This window comes from Aminobacter aganoensis (genome assembly GCF_014206975.1).
Taxonomy (GTDB): domain Bacteria; phylum Pseudomonadota; class Alphaproteobacteria; order Rhizobiales; family Rhizobiaceae; genus Aminobacter; species Aminobacter aganoensis.
Genome location: NZ_JACHOU010000026.1, coordinates 1 through 23,979 on the forward strand (window position 1 = coordinate 1; position 23,979 = coordinate 23,979).

Annotated in this window: 23 protein-coding genes and 1 pseudogene; 2 read left to right on the forward strand and 22 right to left on the reverse strand. The window is 61.1% G+C overall.

All coding sequences use genetic code 11. The annotated features are described in order from the left end of the window. Positions 1-8: 8 nt before the first annotated feature. From GGR00_RS26245 to GGR00_RS26290, 10 genes are all read right to left on the reverse strand, one after another. The gene (locus GGR00_RS26245) at positions 9-704 is read right to left on the reverse strand and encodes an urease subunit beta (RefSeq protein ID WP_055976000.1); all 696 of its coding nucleotides are present in this window, start codon (positions 702-704) and stop codon (positions 9-11) included. A gap of 12 nt (positions 705-716) precedes the next feature. Continuing rightward, entirely contained in the window at positions 717-1,400 is a 684-nt protein-coding gene (locus tag GGR00_RS26250) for an urease accessory protein UreF (RefSeq protein ID WP_184702307.1), read from the reverse strand. Further along, entirely contained in the window at positions 1,397-1,849 is a 453-nt protein-coding gene (gene ureE, locus GGR00_RS26255; protein ID WP_184702309.1) for an urease accessory protein UreE, read from the reverse strand. The genes GGR00_RS26250 and ureE overlap by 4 nt, the downstream gene beginning before the upstream one ends. Positions 1,850-1,899: 50 nt before the next feature. Continuing rightward, complete coding sequence (gene urtE / locus GGR00_RS26260; protein ID WP_055975991.1) at positions 1,900-2,595, reverse strand: urea ABC transporter ATP-binding subunit UrtE; 696 nt, start codon at positions 2,593-2,595, stop codon at positions 1,900-1,902. Next, positions 2,588-3,382, reverse strand: coding sequence for an urea ABC transporter ATP-binding protein UrtD (urtD, locus tag GGR00_RS26265; protein ID WP_184702311.1), 795 nt, complete (start codon positions 3,380-3,382; stop codon positions 2,588-2,590). Before urtD ends, urtE begins: the two co-directional genes overlap by 8 nt. 3 nt (positions 3,383-3,385) lie before the next feature. Beyond that, entirely contained in the window at positions 3,386-4,543 is a 1,158-nt protein-coding gene (gene urtC, locus GGR00_RS26270; protein ID WP_184702313.1) for an urea ABC transporter permease subunit UrtC, read from the reverse strand. A 25-nt stretch (positions 4,544-4,568) separates the two neighbouring features. Beyond that, the gene (gene urtB, locus GGR00_RS26275; RefSeq protein ID WP_055975988.1) at positions 4,569-5,459 is read right to left on the reverse strand and encodes an urea ABC transporter permease subunit UrtB; all 891 of its coding nucleotides are present in this window, start codon (positions 5,457-5,459) and stop codon (positions 4,569-4,571) included. Positions 5,460-5,533: 74 nt separating this feature from the next. Then, complete coding sequence (locus tag GGR00_RS26280) at positions 5,534-6,781, reverse strand: transporter substrate-binding domain-containing protein (protein WP_184702315.1); 1,248 nt, start codon at positions 6,779-6,781, stop codon at positions 5,534-5,536. Between the two features lie 500 nt (positions 6,782-7,281). Beyond that, positions 7,282-7,890: an ANTAR domain-containing protein gene (locus GGR00_RS26285; RefSeq protein ID WP_184702317.1), complete on the reverse strand. Its 609-nt coding sequence runs from the start codon at positions 7,888-7,890 to the stop codon at positions 7,282-7,284. A 13-nt stretch (positions 7,891-7,903) separates the two neighbouring features. After that, the gene (locus GGR00_RS26290; protein ID WP_184702319.1) at positions 7,904-9,058 is read right to left on the reverse strand and encodes a transporter substrate-binding domain-containing protein; all 1,155 of its coding nucleotides are present in this window, start codon (positions 9,056-9,058) and stop codon (positions 7,904-7,906) included. A 1,460-nt stretch (positions 9,059-10,518) separates the two neighbouring features. Here GGR00_RS26290 and GGR00_RS28405 point away from each other — a divergent pair. After that, positions 10,519-11,208, forward strand: coding sequence for a sce7726 family protein (locus GGR00_RS28405; RefSeq protein WP_377863510.1), 690 nt, complete (start codon positions 10,519-10,521; stop codon positions 11,206-11,208). Here the strand turns inward: GGR00_RS28405 and GGR00_RS28730 are convergent. From GGR00_RS28730 to GGR00_RS26340, 10 genes and pseudogenes are all read right to left on the reverse strand, one after another. Next, a pseudogene (locus GGR00_RS28730) lies at positions 11,149-12,078 on the reverse strand (beta family protein); the annotation flags it as partial. The gene GGR00_RS28405 and the pseudogene GGR00_RS28730 sit on opposite strands and share 60 nt — an antisense overlap. Before the next feature lie 543 nt (positions 12,079-12,621). Then, positions 12,622-13,650: an amidohydrolase family protein gene (locus tag GGR00_RS26300; RefSeq protein WP_184702323.1), complete on the reverse strand. Its 1,029-nt coding sequence runs from the start codon at positions 13,648-13,650 to the stop codon at positions 12,622-12,624. Between the two features lie 75 nt (positions 13,651-13,725). After that, positions 13,726-14,724, reverse strand: coding sequence for a Bug family tripartite tricarboxylate transporter substrate binding protein (locus tag GGR00_RS26305; protein ID WP_184702325.1), 999 nt, complete (start codon positions 14,722-14,724; stop codon positions 13,726-13,728). 76 nt (positions 14,725-14,800) lie between these two features. Beyond that, positions 14,801-16,312 carry a tripartite tricarboxylate transporter permease gene (locus GGR00_RS26310; protein ID WP_184702327.1) on the reverse strand — a complete coding sequence of 504 codons (1,512 nt, stop codon included), beginning with the start codon at positions 16,310-16,312 and terminating at the stop codon, positions 14,801-14,803. After that, the gene (locus GGR00_RS26315) at positions 16,312-16,785 is read right to left on the reverse strand and encodes a tripartite tricarboxylate transporter TctB family protein (protein ID WP_184702330.1); all 474 of its coding nucleotides are present in this window, start codon (positions 16,783-16,785) and stop codon (positions 16,312-16,314) included. The genes GGR00_RS26310 and GGR00_RS26315 overlap by 1 nt, the downstream gene beginning before the upstream one ends. A 65-nt stretch (positions 16,786-16,850) precedes the next feature. Continuing rightward, complete coding sequence (locus GGR00_RS26320) at positions 16,851-17,852, reverse strand: aldo/keto reductase (RefSeq protein WP_184702392.1); 1,002 nt, start codon at positions 17,850-17,852, stop codon at positions 16,851-16,853. A gap of 13 nt (positions 17,853-17,865) precedes the next feature. Continuing rightward, positions 17,866-18,597 (reverse strand): 4-carboxy-4-hydroxy-2-oxoadipate aldolase/oxaloacetate decarboxylase, encoded by a 732-nt coding sequence (locus tag GGR00_RS26325; RefSeq protein ID WP_184702332.1) that lies wholly within the window; start codon positions 18,595-18,597, stop codon positions 17,866-17,868. 27 nt (positions 18,598-18,624) lie between these two features. Beyond that, a complete protein-coding gene (locus tag GGR00_RS26330; RefSeq protein WP_184702334.1) occupies positions 18,625-19,500 on the reverse strand; it encodes a hypothetical protein in 876 nt (291 codons plus the stop codon). A gap of 11 nt (positions 19,501-19,511) precedes the next feature. Continuing rightward, the gene (locus GGR00_RS26335) at positions 19,512-20,354 is read right to left on the reverse strand and encodes an amidohydrolase family protein (RefSeq protein ID WP_184702336.1); all 843 of its coding nucleotides are present in this window, start codon (positions 20,352-20,354) and stop codon (positions 19,512-19,514) included. Positions 20,355-20,392: 38 nt separating this feature from the next. Beyond that, the gene (locus GGR00_RS26340; RefSeq protein WP_184702338.1) at positions 20,393-21,367 is read right to left on the reverse strand and encodes an ABC transporter substrate-binding protein; all 975 of its coding nucleotides are present in this window, start codon (positions 21,365-21,367) and stop codon (positions 20,393-20,395) included. A 189-nt stretch (positions 21,368-21,556) separates the two neighbouring features. On the opposite strand from GGR00_RS26340, the gene GGR00_RS26345 reads away from it, so the two are divergent. Continuing rightward, complete coding sequence (locus GGR00_RS26345; RefSeq protein WP_184702340.1) at positions 21,557-22,468, forward strand: LysR family transcriptional regulator; 912 nt, start codon at positions 21,557-21,559, stop codon at positions 22,466-22,468. 30 nt (positions 22,469-22,498) lie between these two features. On the opposite strand, the gene GGR00_RS26350 is transcribed toward GGR00_RS26345, so the two are convergent. Beyond that, positions 22,499-22,711, reverse strand: coding sequence for a hypothetical protein (locus GGR00_RS26350; protein ID WP_184702342.1), 213 nt, complete (start codon positions 22,709-22,711; stop codon positions 22,499-22,501). Positions 22,712-23,141: 430 nt separating this feature from the next. Next, entirely contained in the window at positions 23,142-23,957 is an 816-nt protein-coding gene (locus GGR00_RS26355) for a maleate cis-trans isomerase family protein (protein ID WP_184702344.1), read from the reverse strand. Positions 23,958-23,979 lie beyond the last annotated feature (22 nt).

Consider the following 23,979-nt stretch of genomic DNA (forward strand, 5'->3'; position numbering starts at 1 on the left):
TTCCTCCCTCAGGCGCCGCGGAAGCCGCGGGCGCGGGCGTTTTCAAGCGCAGCGGCCTTCACCGCCGCATCGTCGGCCGAGCCATTCGACAACCCGTTGAGGCCAGACATATGCTGCTGACCGCCGAAGGTGGTCAGCGGCACGTCCTTCTCCTGCCCGGGCTCGAAGCGAACGGCGGTGCCCGCGGCAATGTCGAGGCGCATGCCGAAGGCCGCCGCGCGGTCGAAGTCGAGCGCCTTGTTGACCTCGAAGAAATGATAATGGCTGCCGATCTGCACCGGACGGTCACCGGTGTTGACAACCTTGAGCGTAAGCTTGCGGCGTCCGGCATTGAGTTCGATGTCACCCTCCTCGGCAACGATGGCGCCGGGTTCGACATCGTCTGCGGTCGCGCCGGCGGCCGGGCGCAGCGGTTCGTGCACGGTGACCAGCTTGGTGCCGTCGCGGAACGTCGCCTCGACCTGCAGCATCGGCAGCATTGCCGCGATCCCGGGCATGACGTCGGCCTGGGTCAGGATGGCCGAGCCGATCGACATCATCTCGGCGACCGATCGCCCTTCCCTGGCACCTTCGAGGATCTCGTCAGTGATGATCGCCACCGCCTCGGGATAGTTGAGCAACAGGCCCTTGGCCCGGCGCTTGCGCGCAAGTTCGGCCGCCGTGTAGATCGTCAGGCGCTCGAGTTCGGTCGGTGTCAGCAGCATGGTGTGAACTCCTCAATTCGAAAACAGGCGCTGGCCCGAAGCGCCGTGCAGGGCGACCGCGATCTCGCAGAGCGGCGTAAACGACCGCAGCGGCTCGTCGTCGCCGACCGGGGCGCGGGCTGCGGCCTCGATAGCAGGCAGGGCGCGCGCGACAACCTTCTGCGCGTCAATGGCACCGCTCACGCCGAGCCGCACCGCGGCAGTCGCCAGTGACGCCACCATCTGGTAGCCGCCGATCGCAACGGCACTCGCCTCATCGAGTTCCAGCGCCTGCCATGCCAGCCCTTGCACAACAGCCAGGTGGCCGCAGGCTTCGCCCTTGCGGACCATCGCGCGATAGGCGGCAGCGCCCCTCGTCCCAATCCGCTCATGTGTCGTCAGCAGCGCCATGCCGTTGCGGCGCGAGCCAGATCGCAGCCCCTCGACAAAGGTCGAGGCCTCGACCTCGCGATCGAGTTCGGCCAGCGCCTCAAGATCGCCCGCGAGTCGAAAAGCCCGCACCAACGCGACGCGATCAGCGGCGGCCCAGCGATGGCGGATCTGGATATCGACGAAGCCGGCAAAGTCGAAGGCGCCCAGTTTCCCGGCAAGCGTGGACGACGCCTCCAACCCCTGCGAAAAGGCAAAGCCGCCGGAGGGAAACTGCCCATCGGCATGTTGCAGGGCGACGAGTAATTGTGCCGATGGGATGCTCATTCGGCCTCCTCGGCCATCTCGACGCGGCCGCCGGAGATAAGCTGCTCGATGCGTGCGGCGTAAGCCGAGGCAGGACCGTCCTGCGCGACAAGCAGATCCTCGCCGTCGAAGCGCACCCGCCAGTGCAGATTGCCGGCGTGATAGCCGAGTTCGAGCGCATCGCTCGCCGAACGCGGCGTGAACCTGAGCCAGCGCTGCTCGCCGGCGCGCACGATCACGGCGCGATGGTGGTCGAGCACCAGCACCGCGCCGTCATGCAGCTTCTGGTCGCGCGGCAAGGTGATCGCCACCTCTTCGCCCTTGTCGGTCTTGGCCATCAGCCGTCGGCGGTCGAGATCACCTGCCGCTACCGTCACGAACTCCACCGCATGGTGGTGTTCGAGATGATGAATGGCCTCATGCAAGACCGGATCGTTGCGGCTGCCAAGCACACTTTCAACTCGGAGCATCTCAAAATCCTTTCTGCGCCTGACGTTCAGGCTGGCGGCGGCCTTCGCGGCTACAGGCCCATATGCTTGTGGATCAGCTCATTGCTGAGATTGGCGGTGTCACCCTCGGCAGCGATCTGCCCCTTCTCCAGAATGGCGAAGCGGTGTGCAGCGGTACGGGCGAAACGTATCTTCTGCTCGACCAGGATGATGGTCAGGCCATGATCCCGGTTGAGCGACACGATCGCCTCTTCGATATGCTCGACGATGTTGGGCTGGATGCCCTCCGTCGGTTCATCGAGAACCAGGATGCTCGGATCGGTGGCAAGCGCGCGGGCAATTGCCAGCTGCTGCTGCTGTCCGCCCGAAAGATTGGTGCCACGCCGGTTCAGGTGGTCCTTCAGGAACGGAAACAGCGTCCAAACCAGTGGCGGCACCGAGGTCTGGCCATCCGCCCGGGCGTTGCAGCCGAGCAGGATGTTGTCGAGCACGCTGAGCCCGGGCACGATCTCGCGCCCTTGCGGAACATAGCCGATGCCGCGCCGCGCCCGCTGGTAGGTGAGGTCGCCACTGATGTCGGCGCCTTCGAACTCGATGGTGCCTTTGGTGTTCACGGTGATGCCGAGCAGGCTGCGCAGCAGCGTCGTCTTGCCGACGCCATTGCGCCCCATGATGCAGAACACCTCGCCCTTGCGGATTTCAAGGTTGAGATCGTGGATGATGTGGCTGGTTCCGTAGAACGCATTGAGGTCTTTGAACTTAAGCATGGCTGAGCGTCGCCGATCCAAGATAGGCCTCGATCACTGCGGGATTGCCTTCGATCTCCTCCGCGGTTCCCTCGGCAAGGACAGCCCCCTGGTGCATCACGGTGATGGTCTCGCAAATGCGGCGAACGAAGGCCATGTCGTGCTCGATCACCAGCACCGTGTGGCTGCCCGCGAGATCGAGCAGCAGCTCCGCCGTCTTGTCGGTCTCGGCCGCCGTCATGCCGGCGGCGGGCTCGTCGAGCAGGATGATTTTTGGATCCTGGCTCAGCACCATCGCCAGTTCGAGCCATTGCAACTGGCCATGCGACAGTTCCGATGCCTTGCGCTTCAGCGAGCCGAGCAGGCCAGTCCGTTCGGCAACCGCGATCTCCTTGTCGTTTGGCCCTGGTTTCACCCGGTCGAACAGGTTCTGGAAGACGCGGACACGGCGGTTGCTCGCCACCTGCAGGTTTTCCAGTACCGTCATGTCCTTGAACACTGTCGGCGTCTGGAACTTGCGGCCGACGCCGCTGCGAGCGATCGCGGCTTCGCCTATGCCGGTGATATTGCGGTCGCGAAGCCAGATCTCGCCCTCGGAGGGCAGTGTCTTGCCGCACAGAAGGTCGAGCAAAGTCGACTTGCCGGCACCGTTGGCGCCGATGATCACCCTAAGCTCGCCGTCGGCGATCGACAGGTCGACGTCGCGCACGGCGGGAAATTCGTCGAACCGTACCGTCAGTTTCTGTGTCCGCAGGATCGGCACCGCCGACACGGTCTCCATCTTCGATGGCCTATGAACGGCATTCATCGGTCACGCCTCCCTTGCGGTCAGTTCGGTCTGGACGCGCTCGGACTTGTCGGAGCGTTCAGTCTTGCCGGAGGGCCTTGTCTCGCCGAGCCGCTCGGTCCTGCCGTTGCGTTCGATGAACGCCTTGAAGATTCCGGCGATGCCGTTCGGCATGAACAGCACGACGACGACGAAAAGCAGCCCCAGGATAATAGGCCACACCGGCTGGAAAGTCGCGCTTTCGCTGGCAAGCGAGCCGACGAAGTTGACGATCAGCGCGCCGATGCAGGCGCCAAGCAGCGACGCACGACCACCGGTCGCCGCCCAGATCACCATCGAGATACTGAGTGACGTCGCCATCAGCGACGGCGTGGCGAATTCCGATGTGAGCGTGAACAGCATCCCGGCCAGGCCGGCGACGCCGGCTGAAACGCAGAAGATGAAGAGCTTGAAGTTCTCGACATCGTAGCCGAGGTAGCGCGCGCGTGCCTCGTCCTCACGGATGGCCTTGAGCACCTGGCCGATACGTCCGGTCAGCATATAGCGGGCGAGCAGGATCACCGCGATCAGCGTGAAAGCGACGGCGTAATATGCGCTCGGACCATAGGGGTCGAACTCGAAGCCGCCGATCTCCAGCAGTGCCAGGTCGGCCAGACCATTGAAGCCGCCGGTCAGCGGCTGGTTGTTGATGATGAGCAATTGCCCGATAAGGGCGAAGGCCAGCGTGATGATGCTGACATAGACGCCCGTCGTACGCCGCTTGAACATGACGTAGCCGATGCCGGCCGCCAGGATGCACGGCACGACGATGCCCGCAATCATGCCAACCGCGACCGAGCGGAACGGGATCCATAGGAACGAGCCCGTGGTGACGCAGCAAAGGTCGCGAACCGCGTTCGGTTCCATGTTGAGCAGCATGAGCTGCGGCACCGGATTGTTTTCCGGAACGGCAAGCGTCAGCGACATCGCCAGCATGTAGGCGCCCATGCCGAAGAACAGCCCCTGGCCGAGGCTGAGGATGCCGGCATAGCCCCACGACATGCTGATGCCGATCGCGCAGATCGAATAGACCAGGTAGATCGCGACACGGTTGGTCCAGAAGCTGTTGAGCACCAGCGGAAGCGCGAGCACAACGGCGAAGAAGGCGATGTAGGCGATGATGGAAGCGGTGCGGTAAGTCATGCGCTCGTCCATGTTTCAGCCAAGCTCAGCGGCTCTTGGTGACGAAGAGGCCCTGAGGCTTGAAGAGGAGAATGAAGATGACGACGGCAAACAGGACTGTCCGTCCGTAGACGTCGTTTGCCCAGGTGGCGACAAAGCTCTGGACCTCGCCGAGAATGCCTGCCGAGGCAAAAGTGCCGAGCAGATGGCCGACACCGCCGGCGACCACGACGAGGAAGGCGTCGACGACATAGGGAGTGCCCATGTCGGGCGACACGGTCTTGAAGCCCGAGACCAGCACGCCGGCGATGCCTGCAAGCCCGGAGCCGTAGGCGAAGGCCAGCATGTTGACGCGCTTGTCGTTGATGCCGCAGGCGGCCGCCGTGTTGCGGGCGACCGAGACGGCACGCAGTTGGCTGCCGAAACGCGTCTTGTAGATGAGCAGCCAGGTGATGGCGCCCAGAGCCAGCGCGGCCACGAACACGAAGGCTCGATAGACCGGTATGTTGGCGCCGAAAACGCGGATGGCCTGTTGGAGTTCGGCGGGAACGGGCACGTTCTGCAGGTCCGAGCCGAGGCCATCGATCTCGACGCCGAACAACCCGAGCCCGAAGTGGATCCGGATGAGTTGCTGCAGGATGAGGGCGATGCCCCATGTCGCCAGCAAGGTATCGAGCAGCCGCCCGTACAGCCTGCGCACGACGGTGCGTTCGATGATCAGCCCGAATGTCGCCGTCACCAGGAATGCCAGCGGCAGGCAGAGATAAATGTTGATGCCGAGATGCTTGGTCGCCAGCACCGTGGTGTAGGCGCCGATCATCACCATCTCGCCATGGGCGAGGTTGATGACGCTCATGGTGCCGTAGATGATTGCCAGGCCAAGGGCGACCATGAACAAAATCGATGCGATGCTCAGTCCGATGACAAAAGTTTCCATGCCGCTTCCATCCGCGTTGGTCGGGGGTTCGTGCCGGCGTGAAAGTGCGCGCCGGCACTACTGGCAGTCGGGGACTAGAGCGTCGCTCCGCTTGTCGTGCAGACCCGCTTTTCGGCCGTCTCGCCGACACTGGAGTAAGGCAGCGGCACAAGCGGCTCGGCATACTGGTCGACGATGTCGAGCAGGCCGTCGGCACGTGTCTTGCCGATGCGCGGCGTCAGGTAGCTGTGCAAGTTGTCCGGGTCGATGGTGACCTTGCCCTGGGGCGCGGCGAAGGACAGGCCGCCGACATTGGCAACGATCGCCTCCGGGGCGAGGTCGCCCGCCTTTTCCGCAGCCATCGCCCACATGTTGACGCCGACATAAACCGCTTCCATCGCAGCGTGGGTCACGGCATCAGGGCCAGCATAGGCCTTAAAGGCCTCGACGAAGACCTTGTTCTCAGGCGTGTCGACGGTCTGGAAATAGGGCAGCGACACGTAGCTGCCGAGCGCATATTCGGGGCCCATCGCCTTGATCTCGACCTCCGTCGTGGTCGAGGCGCAGAGGGGCAGCTTGTCGAAATCGTAACCCTGGTTGCGCAGCTCGCGGTAGAACGCAACGATGGAGTCGCCTACCACGTTGGAGAAGATCACGTCCGCGCCGCTGGATCCGATCTTCGAGACCATCGACGCCCATTCGGTGTGCCCGAGCGGCAGGTATTCGTCGCCGACAACCTGCATGCCGATCTTTTCGCAGATTGTCTTTGACGTCTTGGCCATTCCGCGCGGGAAGGCATAGTCGGAGCCGACGATGAAGACCTTATTCTTGCCGAGGCTCTTTTGCAGCCACGGGAGGGAATTTTCCAGCTGCTGGTTGGGCACCGCAGAGCCGGCATAGAGCACGTTCTTGGAGCACTCCTCACCTTCGTACCAGGTCGGCCAGACGAGCAGGCCCTTGCGCCGCTCGACGACAGGCAGAACCGCCTTGCGGCTGGCAGTGGTGTAGCAGCCGAAGATCACGGGAACCTGGTCCTCGATCGTCAGCTTGCGCGCCTTTTCGCTGTAGATGCGCGGTTCGGACGCCGGATCCTCGATGATCGCGCGCAGCTTGCGGCCAAGGACGCCGCCCTTGGCGTTGATCTCGTCAATCGCCATCTGGGCGCACTGGTTCATCGACTTCTCGACGATCGCGGTGGTGCCCGTCAGTGAATACATGATCCCGACCGGGATCTCCTCCGCGGCCCAAGCCTTGTCGCCGAGGCGCAGGATCGCCGGAGCCGCAAGTCCAACAGCGGCCAGGCCCGATACCTTCAAAAATGTACGCCGATCATGGTTGTTCATTGTTCCTCCTGTCGCATCTTTGTGCGTTGGCTTTTTTGAAGCCGCCCCATTCGCGGCCACATACAAGATGTATTAGAAAAATATAATATGCAATACATCGCAACTATATTTTTCTTGTATACTTAGAAAGTAGGACACATTCTCAATATCCGCACTTTATAACGCGAAAAATACCAAAATAGTCAGAATGTTGATTTATAGATGCTTTCTATCTATTTCATCTCTCTCCTTGTCGCGCGGAAGGAACGACATAAGCAACCGGGGTGCTCGACTAGGTCAAAGCGACGCCGCGCACGCGTTCGCACGCGCTGCCCAATGAGCGTCAAGAAGTGCTGCAGTTAGAACCAAACGGCTGCCAACAGCCTTGTCGGAAGCCGAAAAACAAAAAAGCCCGCCAACTCCGTTCAGGAGTTTGCGGGCTACCTAGCCTCTGGTGCGGACCCCCTTGTCTCACACCGTACCGACGACCGAGGTTCACCCGGCGTCAATTAAGTTTCATACTAGTCACGCATCTCCTTAAACGTCAAGAGTTCATGTGCATTAATGATCGCACTCGCGAGATCGTCCATCGGAACGCGTTTTGCCATGGCTTGCCGGCGTATGTTCTCATAGGCGTCCTGCTCACTAAGCCCTTGCGTTTCCATCAGAATACTCTTCGCGCGCAGGATGCGGTTGTTGCCGGCCAGCTTCCGTTCCAGTTTACGGATCCGCTTGCTGGCGTTCTGCCGCTCGAGCCAGAGCGCGCGTGCAATCGTTAGATTGGTCAGCAGGCCGAACGGACGGATCGGCCGCTCGATGACCGCCAGTGCCCCGCATTCCAGCACCACCTGCAGCGTGCTCGGATCCTCGTAGGTGACCACCGCCAGCAACGCCGGATCGGACGGCTGCACCGGCCGGAACAGGCTCAGTATCTTGTCGCGGTTCTCCTGCTCGATCGAAACCAGCACTGCCACCGCCGAAGGGTTGATGGCGTCGGGCAAAGGCCAGGTCGTCTCGCAACTGCAGCCGATGCGCCTGAGATGCTCGACCAAGGCCAGCCCCTCCTGGTCCGGCGGGTGGATGACTTGGACGCGCAAGCCCTTCAGGTCTTGGAGTATCCTGGTTGGCACCGAAAACGATCCGCTATGCTTTGCGTTTCAGTTGATGGGGCTTGCTCATCCAATCATCGAATGATGCCGTGACGAAATAGGGATCCGGCCTAACCCGTGTTTCGGACTGCCAGATAACGTCGAACTTGCCCTCGGCGTTGACCCGACCGATGCGCGACCACAGCTCGGTATGGTGGTTGTCAGGATCGATGCGGATCCGCCCTTGCGGCGCATCGAATTCCAGCCCTGCGAGGTGCTTGGCCAGCGCCTCCGGCTCGTCTGAGCCAGCCAGTTCCAGCGCCTTGGCATAAAGATGGACCTGGAAATAGGCAGCCTCGGCGCCCGCTGTGACAGGAGCATTGGGGCCAAAGCGCTGCTTGTAAGCCGAAACAAACAGCCGCGCCTGCGGGGTGTCGAGCGTTTCAAAGAACGATGCCGAGGTCAGATGCCCTGCCGCAATCGACGGCGCCATCTCGGCGACCTCCGCTTCGGTTGTCGTCAGGCTGGCGATCGGCATCGTCGCGACGTCGAAACCGGCCTCCTTGTAGGCCTCGTAGAGCATGACCGCGCCGGTGCCGACCACCGTCGACACGACGATGTCCGGCTTCAGCTTGCCGATCTGCTTGATGACCCGATCGAAATCCTTGCGAACGGCTTCGACGGGCACGTAGAGTTCGTTGAGAATGGTGCCCTTGGCTCTAGTGACCAGGTCCATCACGACGCGGTTGTACTCGTAGGGGAACACATAGTTCGAGCCGACCAAGAGGAAACGCGTGCCGTAATTCTCGATCAGGTAGCGCGCTAGCTGGACGGCGTTCTGGTTCGATGAGGAACCGGTGTAGAAACAGCGCGTCGAATACTCGAACCCTTCATAGAAGGTCGGGTAGAACAGCATGCCGCGATAGGCTTCGATCTCAGGCAGGACGGCCTTTCGCGCGGACGACATGTAGCAGCCGAAGATGATCTTGATCCTGTCTTCGGCAAGCAGGCGAACCGCCAGATCCTGATACTTCTTGGCCGAACATTCCGGATCGTAAAAGACCGGCGTAATCTGGCGCCCGAGAACGCCGCCGGCCGCGTTGATCTCTTCGACTGCAAGGCGTGTCGCGTTCGATTCAGCCATCTCGGCCGCAGCGGTTACCCCGCTGCTGGAAAACAGGACGCCAATCCGCCAGTCACCATTCGCCATGCGCTATAAGCCACCTATTGAGCAGGTCGATATACTACCCGGTCATCGGCTCGAGCCGGGTGGAGTCTGCTTTGGGAAATTTGGGAAACGCCACTGTTTCCAGTCCCATAGAGATAACCTGACAGCTAGGGAAAGGCAACGCGAGCTCTGCGGTGCCGCCATTCAATCTACATTCGACAGACGGCAGGCCGTGCCCTCGCAATGGGCGGCGGTCGAGGAACCGCCCCGCCACTCGCAGGGCGGCCCTTGCCACGAACCGTCAGGCGTTGCCGGTGAGCATGTCGTAAAGCGCCAGTGTCACCACGTTGGTCGCCAGGACGAGGTCGTCGATCTTGAGCTTTTCGTCGGCGCGATGCGCATTACCCTCGAGCATCGTTCGCGGACCGGCGCCATGCGACGCCTGCGGCGAATATCTGGGTGTCTGGGACGAGCTTCTGGCAAGCACGGCTACTGGTCAGAGGTTGCCAGGTGTAAATTTACCGCGGTACACCTTGTCCGGCGTAATAGTCATCATAGCAATCCGGCGATTTACTCTGCTCACGCTCGTTACGGCGACCGGCGTGTTCAAAGCACGATGCTGAGCACATTTGGGGCATCACCGGCTTTGCTACGAAGTAAGACCTGCCGTGGGGGAAGACGGCAGGTCCAGAGCAGTAACGCGAACGGTTCGGGATCGTTGCTTGTGGCGCTCCCCCCAATTCGGGTTCCCGGAGCGTGCCAACATGGCGACTGGCAAACCCTTCGCAACAAACCTGGCAAGCAAACAGGCCTGACGTCGCGAAATCCGCCACACGCTGAGAGGGACACCACGCTGGAGACGGATCGGGAACCTGTAAGCCACGAACGAAACTCCTCGGATTTTGTTCCCAGGCCAAACGAGAGCCTGTCTTGCTTCCCCAGACGTCGGCTTATTCCCGCTACCAACAAATTCGATGCGCATCGACGATATTGCGTGCTCGCGGGCTCCAGGCGTGTCGATCGGCAGGCACTTCCGTGTGAACAGGGCCCCTCGCGAGCCCGCCCCCCTCAAGTCGAAACCGCAGCCACGCCCGCGCAGTGGCTTCGCGAATACAGCGATTCGGAACAACATCCGTCGCAGTTACAGCCAACTCTGGAGGCACTTCCACTCTCGTGCAGGCCTGACGTGGGCGAGCTTCCCCGCCCTGGCTGGGTTCTAGGCGCTGCCGCGCGCAGAACCAAGCCTGGTGATCGGGAAGCGAAATGCTGCCGTCCGCCTACGCAGAGTAGTTATCTATCGGACAAGACAGTTCCTGCCTCGAGGATGAGCGTTGGATAAGTTTCGCAAAACCGCCCGCGTTGAAGAACATCGCGACATCCCCGGCACAAAAGGACTGCAATACTAACTCACAGAAATAGGTCAGACTCATTGACCTAAATCCAGTATCGCATTAGGATAATACCGTTACGCTACTGAAATGACGCAGCAGACAGGAAGCGAAATGCGAGACGCTGATGTAAGGCAGGCGGTTAGACGCTACCTTACAAAACTGCACAATGGCAACGCAACCACGCGCATCGTTGAAGAGATGGGCGTGTGGTCAGGCTCGGTTCGTGTTGATCTTGCCGTCATCAATGGCGAACTATCGGGCTTTGAACTTAAGAGCGACAGCGATACGCTACAGCGTCTTCCAATGCAGGCTGATATCTATAGCCGTGTATTTGATCGGATGACGCTTGTCGTTGGGCGACGGCACGCGATCAAGGCGACTGACATAATTCCGAGTTGGTGGGGTATGATAGTCGCCGATGAGACGGACGTTGGTGTCGTTCTGGAGCACCATATGTGCGGCTCTCGGAATCCCTCTCCCGACCCAGTGTTGATCGCAGGTCTCCTCTGGAAAGAGGAGGCCCTCGCGGTGCTGGAGGAGCATGGGCTTGCTGTTGGCTGGCGAAGCAAACCAGCAAAAGCCATCCACCAGAGGCTTGCCGGCGAGTTATCCTTTTCCGACCTAAGCGACGAAGTTCGGCAAGCACTGAAGTCGAGAGTTGCGTGGTTAAGGCAACCTGTCAGCAACATGCGACATATGGCGATTGAGCAGCAAAGCCGCCCATTGGCCCCGCCCCCCTGCGCCGCCGGGGGTGACAGCATAATGCTGAATGCGCCCATCACCCCAACAGGGTGCCGCTAGACCACCAAACGCTGGGTCTGCCACCAGAGTCTGGGCGTGGCCTCTATATTGCGTTCCCATATCAATCCCGTTGGCGCCGCTAGTTCGGACGCCCTTGTGAATAACCCATATGTCGTCAATTGCATACCGAACACTTACTGTAGCATTGGCCATAGCGTATCCGGGCACCTCATCAAGCGAGGGGTGGACGTGGCCTGAATCGGAATAGTCGAGCTGAAAATGGACAAGATCTCTAACCAGTTGCCCTGTCTGCCAATCTAGGCGCTGGACATCATTGCGGCCCGGATTCAAAGGACCGTGATCTTTGGGCGCACTCCAAGAATGGAGGGCCACCGATCTCCAAGGATGATTATCCCTCATGGACGCATTTATCGTATGCGCAACATAATTTGCGTAAGGAATAGGGGGGTGTTCGGCAACTCCAGCAACATCAATGAGTACGTCGATTTCTTTTGGATTCCATGCGGGAACACTGGCCACCCAAGTCGCAAGATGTGGCAAATCAGCCAATGGTACATGCAGTACGAAACCTGGCCCATATGCGCCGACCAAGGCAGCAGCCGCTATGTTGTAAGCGGGCTGAGCCCGAAGCGATAAAGTCGGGATAGTGGGAACCCCACCAGCGCCAAGGCGATTGAATAGCGCAGTGTAGACAGCAGCGCTGCCTGTAACCGTGAAGTTGTGGATGCCCTCAAGAGCGATTTGAAAACCAGCAGCGCTAGCAATCATCTTTGGCAAAAAGGTAGTCGGAACTGCCCCGCCAAGTCTTATAAGAGGGAAAATTCGCGCTCTTGCTGCTGGCGACAAGTTCCCTAGTGCGTCGGCCTCACCGGCTTTAGTGCGGACAATAGGTATATAGCGGTATGGCATTAATGTCCCCCAAAGGATTTATTTGAGGAAGGCTAGCATTCAGCAACCAACTGGGGAAGCCGGGCCTGTTTGACGATATAATCGCCCTCGACGCGCGATTGGCATACATTATCGAGGACCAGCGGATCCTTGGCAGCCCATGGGACGAGACATCAAGCAAGTAAGCCGCCTGCGCGCCACCCACCGGCGAACCAAACTCGCCGCCCAGCAGCAGCACATCCGCAGTATCCATCTTCACGCAATGTGTGCGCCCGATGAAGCGCGGCGACTTCAACCACCGAGCGGCGGCGACACACGCGGTTCCTAATCGCGGCGGCGATCGCAGATGGGCGGGTACCTAGGAAGAAGGGTGCTTTCAGTCGGCTGTGCCATGCGTGACGGACCCATTCGGCACCCCGATTTATGGCGCCTGGACTGTGTCCGCATTCCCTCGATGAGCACGCTCCTGTAGCTGGCCTGCCGCTTCTCCCTCCAAACCGAAAGCTGCAGGCCTTTCGATAGCGTGACGGCGGCCAACTCCCTCAGGTCGCCGCTACCCCTAGACTAGTTCGAGCGCGCTGCGAGGTGCTTCTCGAGACGGGGATAGACCCGGCGCGCATTGCCTTCGAAGATCTTGTAGCGATCCTCGTCGGATAGGCCGGGCGCGGCCTCGATGAAGTGCTTGGTGTCGTCGTAGCTCCGGTCCGTCTCGGGATCGATGCCCCGGATAGCGCCAACCATTTCGGATGCGAAAAGGATGTTGTCGACCGGGATCACGCGGGTCAGCAGATCGATGCCCGCCTGATGATACACGCAGGTATCAAAGAACACGTTCTTCATCAGGTGTTCGTTCAGGTGGGGCTTGCGCATGTCCTGCGCGAGGCCGCGGTAGCGACCCCAGTGATACGGCACCGCGCCGCCGCCATGCGGAATCACGAAGCGGAGCGTCGGGAAGTCCTTAAACAGGTCGCCCTCGACGAACTGCATGAAAGCCGTCGTGTCGCCGTTGATGTAGTGAGCGCCGGTGAAGTGGAAGGCCGGGTTGCACGAGCAACTGACATGGACCATCGCCGGAACGTCGAGCTCGACCATCTTTTCGTAGATCGGATACCAAAAACGGTCGGTCAGCGGCGGCTCCTGCCAGTATCCGTCGCTTGGATCCGGGTTGAGGTTACAGCCGACGAAGCCAAGCTCCGTAACGCAACGCTCCAGCTCTTCCACGCAGTTGGCCGGGGAGACGCCAGGTGATTGCGGCAACTGGCAGACACCGACGAAATTCTTCGGGTACAGCGAGCAGACGCGATGAATTAGGCCGTTTGAAACGCGTGACCACGCCTCCGAAGTCTCCTTCGTGCCGATGTGGTGGGCCATGCCGGCCGCCTTCGGCGAGAAGATCGTAAGGTCGGTGCCGCGCTCGCGCTGCAGCTTAAGCTGCGCACCCTCGAGCGACTCGCGGATCTGGTCATCGCTGATGGCCAGGGCTTCCGAAGAAGGTGCTTTCGTCGAATCCTCGAGCGCTGCGATCTGCGCCTGACGAAAAATATCAAGTTCCTTGGGGGCGGTGGTGTAGTGGCCGTGACAATCGATGATCATGCTGTACTCGTTCGCTGGTCTTTCTGGAGGTGGCCAACGCGGCCGCGGGCCGCGTCGGATTGGGCGTTGCCGGCCCTATTGCTTGGCGACGCCTGCGTCTTCGATCACCGAAGCCCATTTCAGGACGTCAGCGCTCATGCGCTCGGCCAGCGCCTCAGGGGTGGTCGGCCGTGGTTCCATGCCGAAATCGGCCATCCGTGCGATAACTTCCGGGTTTGCCAGCGCTTCCGCCACTGCCTCGTTCAGTGCGGCGATGTGTTCCGCGGGGATCCCCTTCGGGCCCGCGAGCGCGTTCCAGCTCGTCACCGAGTACGGCTTGACGCCGGCTTCTTCGATCGTCGGAATGTCCGGCAGGTTCGAGGCGCGGTTCGATCCGGTCGTCGCCAGCGGAATTACCTGCTTGGCGTCGAGTGCGCTCTTCAGCCCGGCATAGATCTCGAAGCCGACATCCACATCGCCGCGGATGGTGGCGGTGACGAGGTCAGGCGAGCCCTTGAACGGGATCAGGCTGGCATCGATGCCGGCCACGTTCATGAAGAGCTCGGCGGACAGGTTCTGCGTCGAGCCGGTGTTAATCGAGCCGATGTTGAGCTTGCCGGGATTGGCCTTCGCGTAATCCAGGATATCCTGGGCCGACTTGAACTTGGAATTGGCGCCGGTGAACATCACCAGGCCGAACTCGGCGAACATCGACACCGGCTCGAAGTTTGCCTCCGGGTCGTACGGCAACTGCGTAAACAGCGACTTGGCGATCGCCTGGCCGTTGCCGATCAGCATCAGCGTGTAACCGTCATTGGCCGCGTTGAGCGCAGTCTGGATGCCCAGGATGCCGCCACCGCCTGGCTTGTTTTCGACGATGAACTGCTGGCCCAGCTTCTTGCCCATCTGTTCGGCAATCAGGCGGGTCGAAATGTCGGCCACGCCGCCTGGCGCATAAGACAGCACGATCGTCACCGGCTTGGCCGGGTAATCGGCGGCAATGCCGATATCGGCGCTGCCGGACACGAGAATGGCCGCGGCGGCGATTGCCAACGTGCATTCGGAAATCCTGCGTTTCAACGAGTTCCAGTTCATGAGCTTCTCCTCCAAATTGGCCAGTATTTCACCTGGCAGATCAGTTGTCCTACGACTGCAGGGTGCTTCCAGATGGCTAGTCGGTCTCCTCGAACACCTCGCTTCGCTTGCTCGCGATGGAGGGTCGGGTGACCACGAACAGAAAAATGCACGCGGTGATCAGCAGCCCCGCGCTGATGGGATGGGTGATGAAGACCATGGGGTCGCCGCGCGAAAGCATCATGGCGCGACGCAGATGCTCCTCCAGTAGGGGCCCAAGCACAAACCCGAGGAGCAGCGGCGCCGGCTCGCAGTCCAGCTTCGTCAGAATATAGCCAACGAAGCCGAGAGCCAGCAGCGCGAAGACATCGAACGTATTGGAGTTGATCGAGTAAACACCGATCGCCGAAAAAACCATGATCGCCGGGAACAGTACCTGGTACGGAATGGTCAGCAGGCGCACCCACAATCCGACTAATGGCAGGTTGAGGAGGAGCAGCATGACGTTGCCGACCCACATCGAGGCGATCAGGCCCCAGAACAGGTCAGGCCTTTCGGTCATGACGTTCGGACCCGGGATTATGCCCTGGATGATCATAGCGCCGACCATCATGGCCATCACCGCGTTGGACGGGATGCCCAGCGTCAGCATCGGAATAAAGGAGGTCTGCGCCCCGGCATTGTTGGCGGCCTCCGGTCCGGCGACGCCCTCGATCGCACCATGTCCGAAGCGTTCGGGCGTGGGCGAGATTTTCTTCTCCGCGGCATAGGAAGCAAAGGACGCCAGAAGAGCCCCTCCGCCGGGCAGCACGCCGAGGATGGACCCGATCGCCGTGCCGCGCAGGATCGGCGCCACGCTTGCCTTCAGTTCCGCGCGTGTCGGCATCACGCTGCCTATCTTTAGCGTCAGCACCTCGCGCCCGCGCTCATGTTCGAGGTTGCGCAGGATCTCGCTGACGCCGAAAAGTCCGACGGCCAGCGCGACGAAATTGATCCCGTCCGATAGCTCGAAATGGCCGAAAGTGTAGCGCTGCATCCCGGTGTAGAGGTCGGTGCCGACCATGCCGAGCAGCAGGCCAAGCACGATCATCGCCAGCGCCTTCAGGATGGACCCGTGGGCGAGTGCGATCGAGGCGACCAGGCCGAGGACGATGAGCGAGAAATATTCCGTCGGACCGAACTGCAATGCGACCATGGTCAGCGGCGGCGCCAACATTGCAATCACCAGCGTGGCGATCGTGCCGGCAACGAAGGATCCTATGGCCGCCGTGGCGAGGGCGGCGCCGGCCCGGCCGTTGCGCGCCATCTGATAGCCGTCGACCGCCGTCACGGCCGATGAGGCTTCGCCGGGCAGGTTGATCAGAATCGCCGTGGTCGATCCGCCATATTGCGCACCATAATAGATGCCGGCCAGCATGATCAGGGACGTCTCGGGGGAGAGCGAAAAGGTCAGCGGCAGCAGCATAGCGATGGTCGCCGTCGGGCCGACGCCGGGTAGCACGCCGACCAGCGTCCCCAGCAGCACGCCAATGAAGCAATAGAAAAGGTTGTAGGGCAGCAGGGCCGTCTGCAGCCCCAGCGCCAGATCCGAGAGCAGGTCGAAGCCCATCACCAGAACCTCACCCAGGGACCGAAGGTTGGTACAGCGAGATTGAGCCATTCTCCGAAGATCAGGGCGCACAGGATCGACAGAACGACGCCTGTGGCAATGGCCTGATACGCCGTGATGCGTACGCTGGCCAGCGATCCGATTATCGCCGCGAAGAACACGGCGGCGGCAATGCCGAGACCGTCAAGTGTCGTTGCGAAGAAGACCAGCGCGGCCGCCGTGAAAAAGGCGCCACGCCACGGGACAGCGCCAAACTGCGAGGATTCGCCACTGGCAATCCCGCGTAGAGCCATCACGACGCCGAGCACGACAAGCACGCTGCCGAGCATGATCGGGAAGTAGCCAGGTCCCATCCGTGTGCCGGTGCCTATCGGCAGGTTGAGATAGGCGATGATAGCGAATGCGAGACCGAGACCGGTGAAGATCAGGCCTGCAGTCACATCCTTTGCGTTTTGCGTCCAACGGGAGAGCATCTCTCCTCCTCTTGTTCTTCCACCTGGCAGCCCCGCACCCGTGGGGGCGACTCCCGTCGGGACAATTAGACGAGTACTTGTTTCAGCCAAGCCGCTCCGTTGTGGAAATTGGTGACCGCGCTGCCGGGTGGCACCAGGTCGTCACAGGCGTCCCGGATATCGGACGTCAGCGACATTTCGGTCATTGGCAAGGCTTCTCGCAGTTGACCGACTGTGCGCGGTCCGAAGATCGGCGCGGTGACGGCGCGCTGGTCCTTCACCCACAGCAGCGCGAGCTGTGCCGGGGTGATGCCCGCACCGCCCGCCAGCGCGGCCAGCTTCTGGCCGACTTCGACGCCGCGGTCGTTCACACGCCCCTGATAGAGGCCGCCCTTGCGGGCCGCGCGCGAATCGGCGGGAACGTTGGTTGCGCTGCTGTAGCGGCCGGCCAGCACGCCCTGGGCCATCGGCGCATAAGGGATGATGCCGATGCCATGCGCATCGCACAGCGGCGCCAACTCGTTCTCCACCCGGCGGTCGAGCAGGTTGTAGGGCGGCTGTTCGGAGACGAAGCGCGCGAGATTCTTTTTGTCGCTGATCATCAGGCCTTCCATGACCTTCCAGGCCGGATGGGTCGATGTGCCGATGTAGCGAACCTTACCCTGCCGGACGAGGTCATCCATCGCGCCCAGCGTTTCATCGAAGGGGATGTCGAAGACCGGACGGTGGAGCTGATAGAGATCGATATAGTCCGTGCCGAGGCGACGCAGCGCGTCCTCGCAGGCCCGGATGACGTGGAGCCGCGAGTTGCCGCGGTCGTTTGGCCCCGGGCCGATTGGAAAATGGCATTTGGTCGCGACGATGAATTCGTGGCGCTGACCAAGGTCGGCAATCGCACGCCCGAGCGCTCGTTCGCTCTCGCCGCCATTATAATTGCCCGCAGTGTCGAAGAAATTGACGCCGGCCTCATGGGCGACGCGGACGATTTCGCGTGCGTCTTCTTCCGGAGTGGCGTCCGCGAAGTTCATCGTGCCGATGCAGAGGGGCGATACCATCATCCCCGTACGGCCAAGCGATCTGTATTTCATTGTCGTCGAACCCTTAGGATTGCTTGCCGGGCGAGTTCTCGCGATCCGGGTAGCGAACCCCGAAACGTTCGAGCACCAGTCGCAGATTGACGACGTCGAGGCTGAGTTCGCCACGCGCAAAGCGTTCCCGCGCCTTCGCCTCGTTGTCTTCGCGCGCCTGGGCCGCCGCCACGACCATTTCGAGGCGCTCTTTCGGGATGACGACGACGCCGTCATCATCCGCCGCGATGACGTCGCCGGGCCTGACATTCACCTGGCCGCAGATGACCGGAACGTTCACCCAGCCGGGGTTGGACTTGGCCGTTCCCTGGCTGGAGATCGTGCGCGTCCAGATCGGGAAGTTCATTGCGCGCAGATCCCTGACATCGCGTGCGCCGGCGTCGATAATCACGCCCGCAAGACCTCGGGCTATGCACGATGTCGCCAGAAGGTCGCCGAACATGCCATGCGTCGATGGCGACAGCGTCGTCACGACCAGAACGTCGCCCGGCTGGCAGACCTCCAGCGCGGCGTGGATCATCAGGTTATCGCCGGTGTGGTCGAGCGACGTGACGGCCGGTCCGCAGATCGACAGGCCGGAGACAATCGGCTTAATCTCGTGCATGTAGCCACGCCGGCGATCCGCCTCGTGGATCGTCGACACGCCGAAGCGCGACAACTGCCTCACCAGTTCCGGATCCGACCGCTCGATCTTCTCGTACACGGCCGGCGCGTCGAAGAAGCCCTGTCCAACTTTGTCGCTCATGTCGTCCCCCAGTTCTGACCGAAGCGGCTATTCGCCGATTGCCTTGAGAATCCGCTCATCGAACAGCTCGTCGACGCTGTATCTGCGGGACACAACGCCCTGCTGGGCCGCATATTTCAGCACCAGATCAATCGACGGACGCACCGCCTCGACGCCGATGGGCGTGGGATCCGGGTCAACTTTCGGCGTGGCTGCCTTGCCGTCCTTCAGCATCCGATAGAAGTCGGAGACGGCGTCGAGGTTGTTCTCCACCATGTCGTCCGACACGACGACCATGTGATTGACAGGAACTACCTTGTTGTTGGCGTACCACTGGTCGCTGGCGGCTTTGGGGTCGTCGAACAGCCTGCGAACGCGCGGGTCGTCGCTCACGTCACCTAGCACCACGTCAAGTTCGCCGTCGAGCAGCATGTCGATGATGTTGCGCCCGGCAGGCGCCCGTTCGGTCGGATCGACATATTCTGCGACGTGCGGGTCTTCGAAGCTGATCCAGTGCGCAGCGTCGAGGTCCGCGCCGTAGTCGTTCTGCAGATGGCCGCGAAGCCAAGTGACGGTTGTTGTCGTGTAGGACCGCACGCCGACGCGCCGATTGGCGATGTCGCCCGGGCCGTTCAGGTTGAGCTTGGCATTGTAGACAGCGAAGGGCTGCTGGAACCGGCCTATCAGAACCGCCGGCAGCAGGTTGATCGGTTTGCCGTGCTCCTTGGCGAGCAGATAGGTGATGATTGCCATCTCGCAGACGTCGAACTTGCGCTCGCGGATCATCGGCTTGAACGCGTTGTGCGTCGGCTTGATCTCGGTGAAGCGCAGGTCGAACAGCGACGACGTGATCGTGCCGTCCTTGATGCCAAGCGTCTGGGCGTGATCGCCGATGACGATGTCAAAAGTTCTCTTGGTGGACATTGGTGCTGTTCCTAGGCAAGCGAAGGATAAAGCTCTGCGGCTGTCTTGCCGAAGATCCAGCTGCGATCCTCGTCCCCCAGGAAGCTGAGCGCCTTCTCGGCGTCTCCCAGAAGCGTCGGCAATGAGCCTTCCGAGGCCGGATAGTTCGATCCCCAGGCGATACGGTTCGCGCCGAACTTCTCGATCGCCTTGCCGAAGAAGGATTCAGCCGTTGCCTTGCCGGTCTTCACAGCCGCGACGCTGATCGGGGTCAGCTTGAGATAGACCTGCGGGTACTCTGCCAGGGAAAACATCGGGTCACCTGCCGCATAGGGTGCGCCCTCGGTGAGGTCGACCTGCATAAAATGATCCAGCAGAATCGGCACCTTTGGAAATCTCTCCAGAAGAAAGCGCACCATCGGGACGCCGACAACCAGCGCCTGAATGCAGATCGGCATTCCGATCTCGCTGGCATATTCCCAGGCCGGGAACGTTTTCGGATCGTTGAGCCAGGTCGACTGGGTTGGCATGGTGCTGCCGGTGGTGAACAGCCGCAGACCGGTGCAGCCACGTTCATGCCAGAACTGCAACTTCTCCACCGCGTCGTCGGCCAGGAGGTCAACCGAGCACACTCCCGTCAATCGGTCCGGAAACTGTGCGACCGTGTCGACGACGTAGGAATTGTCGTGACCATAGGTGGTCGAGGACTGCACGACGGCTGCTTTGTCGATTCCGGCCTCGTCCATGGCGGCGATGAGTTGCGCGCCGGTGAGAGAGCGGGCGCTCGACCAAGCCGAGCGCTTACCACCGAGAGGGTTCAGCGGGTATTTGTCCATATCGGGCGAAATGACGTGGGGGTGAATATCATATTTCATGGCAGGCTCAATGTGGTGAATTGTGGGACGGGCTTGGGTCAGATATCGACGAACAGCGTCTTCGCATCGGGCCGGTCGGCGATCAGCCGCTGCTGATAGGCGTAGTCGATCATTGCTTCGATCGACGCGCTGTTCGCGGCCATGCCATAGGGCAGCGGATCGCCGACCACCGGCATCAGCGAGCGATACCGAACGTCGTCGGCAGCATCGCCCTCCCCCGCCTCCAGCTTCTGGATGTACGGCGCCTTGGCGGCCGTGAAGGCGTCGAGCATGGCCTGCGCCAGCCAAGGATTGCGCTCCAGAATGTCGTCCTTGACCACAACCAAGCCGTGGATCGGATAGATCCCGGTGCGCTTGAACCAGCGCGCTTCCTCTTCGGCCGAATCGGGAATCATCTCCGGATAGGCATCTTCCGAAACGCCGCCCTTGTTCTCCCAACCGGAGGTCGGAGGGCCGGCGCGGCCGATGCCTGCCGGTCCGGTGAAACCGGCCTGCAATTCGCCATTCGCCATCATGCTGGCCAGGGACTTGCCCTGCTCCGCCTTGATCACATTCGGCGGCAGCTTCATCGTCGTGACGTGTTCCTCGTCATCGACAACCCACGTCACCTTCGACGGGTCGACACCGTATTCGTTCTGCAGAATGCCGCGAGTCCAGACACCGGTGGTGACCGAGTAGGCGCGGACGCCGACTTTCTTGCCTTCGAGATCCTTCGGCTGGGTGATGCCGGCGTCATTGCGATAGACGAAGCCGCCATGGTGGAAACGACGCATGAGGTAGATCGGCAGCGCTTTGAATGGCGCGCCGAGCGAGCGTGCGATCATATAGGTGGTCGGCGCGAGTTCGCACACGTCATAGGCGGTTTCACGGACCATCCGCCGGAAAGCGGCGATGATCGGCTCGACTTCGACAAAGTCCGGCGTCACACCCATGATCGGCACGGAGCCGTTCTTCAACAGCTTGGTATGGCCATAGTTGCCGAGCGCGATGGATAGCTTCAAATCGTTAGGCATCTGACTCCCTGACGCGCTTTTGTGGCGCTGTTCACTCTGCCTTCCGGCGCGGCCATCCAGCCGCCTCTCGTGGCGTCTTTACAAATGGGATTGTGGGGGCCGATATGTCCAATCCTATCTGCCATCAAGATCGATATGCAAAACGTATCGACCTTGGTGGTTGAGCCAACCTCCGATGGAGACATGGGCATGATCGATTTTCGGCTTTTCAGGCAGCTGTGGTATTTTCTCGCCCTGGCGGAGGAGCGGCATTTTGGCCGTGCGGCAAAACGGCTGGGCATTTCACAGCCACCGCTAACCCAGCAAATTCAGATACTTGAACAAACTCTTCGGGTGAGATTGTTCGAACGGTCGCGCAACCAGACCACTCTGACACCGCAAGGTCTGGCGATCCTGCCTGCCGTTCAGCGGCTTGCGGACCAGGCTGCGCGCCTTGAGTCGATCGTCCTCGACGCGAGACAGGGCAGCGTCGAGCAGGTGACCATCGGCGCGATCAACAGCGCCATCATCGGCATTCTGCCATCAGTGATCCGCGATGCCCGTGAATTGTTTCCGAAGGCCAACATCGCACTCACCGAACTTTACAGCGCCACCGCCTGGGCGCGGCTCAATTCCAAGGAGATCGATATTGCCTTCGGCCGCTATGACCGCGGCACCGACCAAGTCAAGGTCATCCAGTTGGGCCACAACCAGTTGGACGCGGCGATCCCCGCGCACCACCCGCTGGCCAAGAAGGACGCCGTCGGGTTGTACGATCTGAAGGACGACAATTGGGTAATGCTGAACAGGGAGGCGAGCCCGGCCTATTTCGACTCGGTCACGATGGCTTGCCGGACGCAAGGGTTCTCACCGCGGGTTTCGCATCACGTCAGTTCACAGCACTCGCAAATGGCTTTCGTCGTCTGCGGCTATGGCGTCGCGCTCGTGCCGCGCAACAACGCCATCACCTATCCCAGTGGAGTCGTGTTCAAGCCGCTGGTCGAACACCTGGAGATCGCGACGGCGTCCGTCGCCTGGATAGCCGAGACGCCGGTCATCAAGGCGATCATCGAACTGTCGCAAGGCAAGCGCATTCTGGACCATGAGTTGGCCAACGCGTAGCAGCCGCGACCGGACTTCCTTCCGCAAACGTTATACCGCGCTCAGGTTCCTGACCGGTCGGCCGGGCGTGAGCGCTTCGGCGGCGGAGGCTATGCCGCATGAGTCGGTGCTGTAGTGCCGGTGCAGTTCGGCGAGCGAGCCGGTCTGCCCAAAATGCTCCCGAGCGAACGAGTGGGGTTTCGATTCGCGATGAAAGCCGATCGTGGCTATCAATGACGTCGTCACCTTCACCAGTCGCGCCATCGCGGCGATGCCATCCTAGTAGGCCGCTCGCTGCACTTTGCCGGGCTGCGCATGAGCCGGTTCGCCAAGGCCTTCCCGCGGCAGAACTTCACTTACCGAAATCGCGCCCATGTACGGCTTCGTCGATCAAAGCCTTATGCCACGTCGGTTCGCCACCCCAGCGCATGACGTGCCACTCTTCACTGGACACCAATGCGCATCATGTGCCAGTCCGGTAGCGCGTGGCGGCCTTTGTCCACCTGTGAGCAGGATCGTCATAGAGGGCACGGCCTACGACTATGCACGTGCAAGGCCGGCGGCGGTGACGAAAGGATGCAGTCGTCACCTGTATGTAAGTAATGCCCGGTGATTTCACATCAGCGCACTTGGGCGACGGACTAATTCTCACCGACCAACAGCGCCTCAGGCTAGAGAGCGTCTGCTTCCGAAATCAGGCTGTGGGGATGATTGTGGAAGATAGCTGCGTACGATACAGCTTGCCGAGACCTTCGATCGGCTTGTCATAGCCGCCGAGGCGCAGCATGTGCCAGGCCATGGCATGGTTGCTTGAAGTCACCGGCTTGCCGAGTTTGGCCTCGACCCGTTCGGCAATTCGGGCGACACGCAGGCTGGTGCAGGACACAAACACCGCGTCACATTCTTCCGAGCCAACATCAAGGATGGCTTTTTCGATCGCTGCGGTGGTGATGCGGGCAACGAGATTGTCGTCCGGCTCGTTGAACGAGCCCATGACGGGGATATCAAGCCCGCGCGCCGTAAAGGCATCACGCAGCGAGTGGTTGATGGTGGCGATGTAGGGCGTGAGCAACGCGATTTTTTTGGCACCCATCGCCTTGAAGGCGGCGAGCGCCGCCGTCACCGGGTCGGTGACCTTCACATCAGGCATGACTTCCCTGACGCGCCTGGCAACCTGGGCCTCGCCGATTACCAGTGCGCCTGAGGTGCAGCCGAAACCGATGACGTCGAAGCGCACGTCGGGCAAAAGGCCGACGGTGCCGGGAATGTCGGCTTCCATCTTGCGCAGATTGTCGGGAGTGATCTCGACCGGCGAATGCAGCCGCGCCTCGTAGAGTGCTACGCCTTCAGGCAATGCAAATCGGAACTCGTCTTCGATGGTCTGGTCGGTTCGTAGCACCAGAAGGCCAAGATTGGCCGTCTGGCCAATGCCGTTGTCGGTATCGAACGGAATGTTTTCGATATTCGAAACGAGACCGGCCTGGCCGGCCGGCTGTGCAGCGATGGTCATGATTTGCCCTTCTATGTTTGGG